Genomic DNA, 3,433 nt, shown 5'->3' on the forward strand with positions numbered 1-3,433 from the left:
GATTTTTATTGTTTCCCCCCTTTACAAGGGGAAAGGGGGGTAGCAATGTGATGAAAATTACGGAATACCACTTTTCAAACATCCTCTAAGATTAATAATGCCAAACTCAAAAATCCTTAGTAGCATATATAGTAACTAAATCTGAATTCCTATTCGCTGATAACTACACTGCAATGAAAATAAATACTACTGTACTACTAACCTTAATTTTGTTAACCCTCATGTTGGGTGCTGGTTCTGCAAGTGGTTTTTTGGGCTTTACCTTGGGAAGTATGGCACTTAAAGGTGTCACTACACCAGATGGTCGTCCTGCGACTAAATTTAACAGCAGCAAAGCCAATAACCCCCAACAGGAAAATGAAGCTTTCTTAAAAGAGGAAGATATTCTCAAAGTCGTGAAATCACGAATTAGCGACCAAAAAAAGGGTAATAAACCAGACAAATCAGAAGAAGAAGAAATTAAAATTACCCAGCCGCAGCCACAGGAAAAACCCGCAGCACCAGAAACTTCTCAACCAGGATTTCCTATAACTGCTGAAAGTGAAGGTGTAACTATGTCTGTAAAATCTATTCGCTATTCGGGTGGTGATTTACTACTAAAAGTGAATATGCAGAATAAAGGTGGTGATTCTGTGCGGTTTCTCTATAGTTTTTTAGATATTACCGACGATAAAGGCAGAACTTTGAGTGCAATTACAGAAGGTTTACCAGCAGAATTGCCCGCAAAAGGTGCGGAATTTAAAGGTACAATTAGCATTCCCACAGCTTTACTTGATGATGTCAAACAGATATCTCTATCTTTGACTGATTATCCTGCTCAAAAACTCAAGTTACAATTATCTGATATTCCTGTAGAAAAAGGGAATTAAGATTCCATTTTGGACTTCAATTTCGGTCAGTCGCAGGATTTTAGATGGTATTTTCTTACACTAATGTCAAATTTGACATCACCTTAGACAGTGAGTGATCTTTCTACTTTAAGTTGGACAGATGTGGGGCTGCGGTTGTGTAGTGTGCTAGTGTTAATTGCTATCAATGCCTTTTTTGTGACGGCAGAGTTTGCAATGGTGACAGTGCGGCGAACTCGGATTCAACAGTTAGTACAAGCGGGTGATGTCCGGGCGATGTCAGTGGAAACACTACAGCGTAGTATTGATAGACTACTATCTACAGCCCAACTAGGTATCACCCTTTCTAGTCTGGCACTGGGTTGGATTGGCGAAAGTACAATTGCTGTATTGGTAGAAAAATGGCTCAATTCCTGGCCGTTACCTTTCAGAATTAATTATCTACTAGCTCATTCTTTATCAGTCCCCATGGCCTTTTTTGCCATTGCTTACCTACAAATCGTCTTAGGCGAATTGTGTCCAAAATCAGTAGCAATGTTGTATTCAGAACATCTAGCTAGGCTTTTAGGTCCATCAGTTAAATCAATAGTCCGTTTTTTTAGTCCCTTTATTTGGGTTCTCAACCACTCAACTTATTGGCTATTACGATTATTTGGGATTGAATACACGGGACAAAGTTGGCGGCCTCCAGTCACACCAGAAGAATTACAATTAATTATCTCCACAGAACGAGAATCTACAGGTTTAGAAAATGCAGAACGAGAACTCTTAAATAACGTCTTTGAATTCGGAGATATTACGGCTGAAGACATCATGATTCCCCGAACTAGCATTATTGCTTTACCCATAACCGCCAGTTTTCAGGGATTACTTGAGGAAATAGCATCTACTGGTCACTCTCGTTATCCGATCATTGGCGAATCTTTAGACGACATTCGCGGTATAGTTTACTTTCAAGATTTAGCACAACCCTTGGCTTTAGGAAAAATCACACCAGAAACACAAATCCAACCGTGGATGCGTCCGCCCCGATTTGTGCCAGAACAAACCCTATTAAGTGAAATTTTGCCAATGATGCAGCAAGAGAAACCCTCTATGGTAATGGTAGTCAATGAATTTGGGGGAACTGTCGGACTGGTGACTACTCAAGACATTATTGCTGAAATTATCGGTCATTCCGGTGAACTTGATAGCATTAATGATTTGCTGATCCAAATGGTAGACCAACAGACATTTTTAGTGCAAGCTCAAATCAATCTAGAAGAAGTTAATCAAGTCTTACATCTTAATTTACCTTTAACTAGAGAATATCTGACTTTGGGCGGATTTTTACTTTATCAATGCCAAAAAATCCCCAAGAAAGGCGAAATCTTTAATTATGATCATCTTGAATTTACGGTGATCTCAATTATTGGTCCGCGTCTTCACCAAATCCAAATTAAAATTTTAGATTCTTAATCTTAAATACTCAATAATTGAGGAACTAAGGCTTTTAAAGCATTACCACGATGACTAATTGATTTTTTTAAATCCGTCGTCATTTGGGCAAAAGTCAATTGTTTCTCTGGTACATAAAAAACCGGATCATAACCAAAACCACCATCTCCAGAAGGTGCAAACAAAATTTCACCGTGACAAATACCCTCAGATTGAATCACTATTTCTCCTTGAGGATTTGCAACTGCGATCGCACACACAAATTGAGCTTGACGATTTTCCTGATCACCTAATTCTCTTAATAACCTCTCAATTCTTTCTGTATCCGTGTTCCCATAACGAGCAGAATACACCCCCGGCGCACCATTGAGAGCATCTACCTTTAAACCAGAATCATCAGCGATCGCCCAATTACCTGTAACTTTGGCAATTTCCGAGGCTTTCAGACCAGCATTTTCCGCAAAAGTTTCTCCCGTTTCTTCCACATCCAAATCTTCCGGTTTTAAAGCTAATTCCCATCCAGAATCAGCTAAATAAGCTTGCATTTCTCGCAATTTACCGGGGTTTCCTGTCGCTACTACTAGTAATTTATTCATTGGTTAGTTGTCAGTTGTCAGTTGTCAGTAGGGGCGAAGCATTTGGAAGATAAATTATCGGTCATTGCCAAAAATAGTTCTCCAAATGCTTCGTCGGTCATTGCCAAAAATAGTTCTCCAAATGCTTCGCCCGTACAGTTGTTAGTTGTTAATAAAAAGGTAATCACCAAATTCCGAGATTTTTTATTCTAAATTTTCCGAGAAATTGACTTTTTTATATAATTGCTTCAAAGATAATCCTACATTAATTGATGACAAATTTATCAGAGCATCTTCAGTTTCATACTCTGTCAAAATCCATTGATTTTCCGAAGTTTTCACATACTGCATTACATAATATTTAGTTTGGTCAATTAAAATATATTCTTTAAATTCAGGAATTGAGCGATAATAAAGAAACTTATCACCACGGTCATAATCTTTTGTTGATTTAGATAAAACTTCCACAATTAACACAGGATTATTGACACTCCCCGCTCTAAAGAGACGGGGATTCTTTGTTCAAAGATATGACTTGCTCGCCCAGGATTTCTCCAGCACAAGTAGAGGTCT

4 protein-coding genes and 1 pseudogene are annotated in these 3,433 nt (G+C 38.4%); 3 read left to right on the forward strand and 2 right to left on the reverse strand.

Annotated features, from left to right (window positions below; genetic code table 11):
- Positions 1-173 precede the first annotated feature (173 nt).
- Both AN490_RS05095 and AN490_RS05100 read left to right on the forward strand, forming a co-directional pair.
- Positions 174-869 (forward strand): hypothetical protein, encoded by a 696-nt coding sequence (locus AN490_RS05095; RefSeq protein ID WP_300000591.1) that lies wholly within the window; start codon positions 174-176, stop codon positions 867-869.
- 90 nt (positions 870-959) lie between these two features.
- A complete protein-coding gene (locus AN490_RS05100) occupies positions 960-2,306 on the forward strand; it encodes a hemolysin family protein (protein WP_300000593.1) in 1,347 nt (448 codons plus the stop codon).
- A gap of 2 nt (positions 2,307-2,308) precedes the next feature.
- On the opposite strand, the gene rdgB is transcribed toward AN490_RS05100, so the two are convergent.
- The gene (gene rdgB, locus AN490_RS05105; RefSeq protein ID WP_148761172.1) at positions 2,309-2,881 is read right to left on the reverse strand and encodes an RdgB/HAM1 family non-canonical purine NTP pyrophosphatase; all 573 of its coding nucleotides are present in this window, start codon (positions 2,879-2,881) and stop codon (positions 2,309-2,311) included.
- Between the two features lie 21 nt (positions 2,882-2,902).
- On the opposite strand from rdgB, the gene AN490_RS05110 reads away from it, so the two are divergent.
- The gene (locus AN490_RS05110) at positions 2,903-3,073 is read left to right on the forward strand and encodes a hypothetical protein (protein WP_300000596.1); all 171 of its coding nucleotides are present in this window, start codon (positions 2,903-2,905) and stop codon (positions 3,071-3,073) included.
- Here the strand turns inward: AN490_RS05110 and AN490_RS05115 are convergent.
- A pseudogene (locus tag AN490_RS05115) lies at positions 3,065-3,352 on the reverse strand (Uma2 family endonuclease); the annotation flags it as partial. The gene AN490_RS05110 and the pseudogene AN490_RS05115 overlap by 9 nt on opposite strands.
- Positions 3,353-3,433: the final 81 nt, after the last annotated feature.

The sequence above is a fragment of the Anabaena sp. AL09 genome (assembly GCF_001672255.1).
GTDB lineage: Bacteria > Cyanobacteriota > Cyanobacteriia > Cyanobacteriales > Nostocaceae > Dolichospermum > Dolichospermum lemmermannii.

What these genes read in the sequence shown, in the direction of transcription:
- AN490_RS05095 (WP_300000591.1), top strand. Translation starts at nt 174, where the DNA reads ATGAAAATAAATACTACTGTACTACTAACCTTAATTTTGTTAACCCTC.
- rdgB (WP_148761172.1), bottom strand. Translation starts at nt 2,881, where the DNA reads ATGAATAAATTACTAGTAGTAGCGACAGGAAACCCCGGTAAATTGCGA.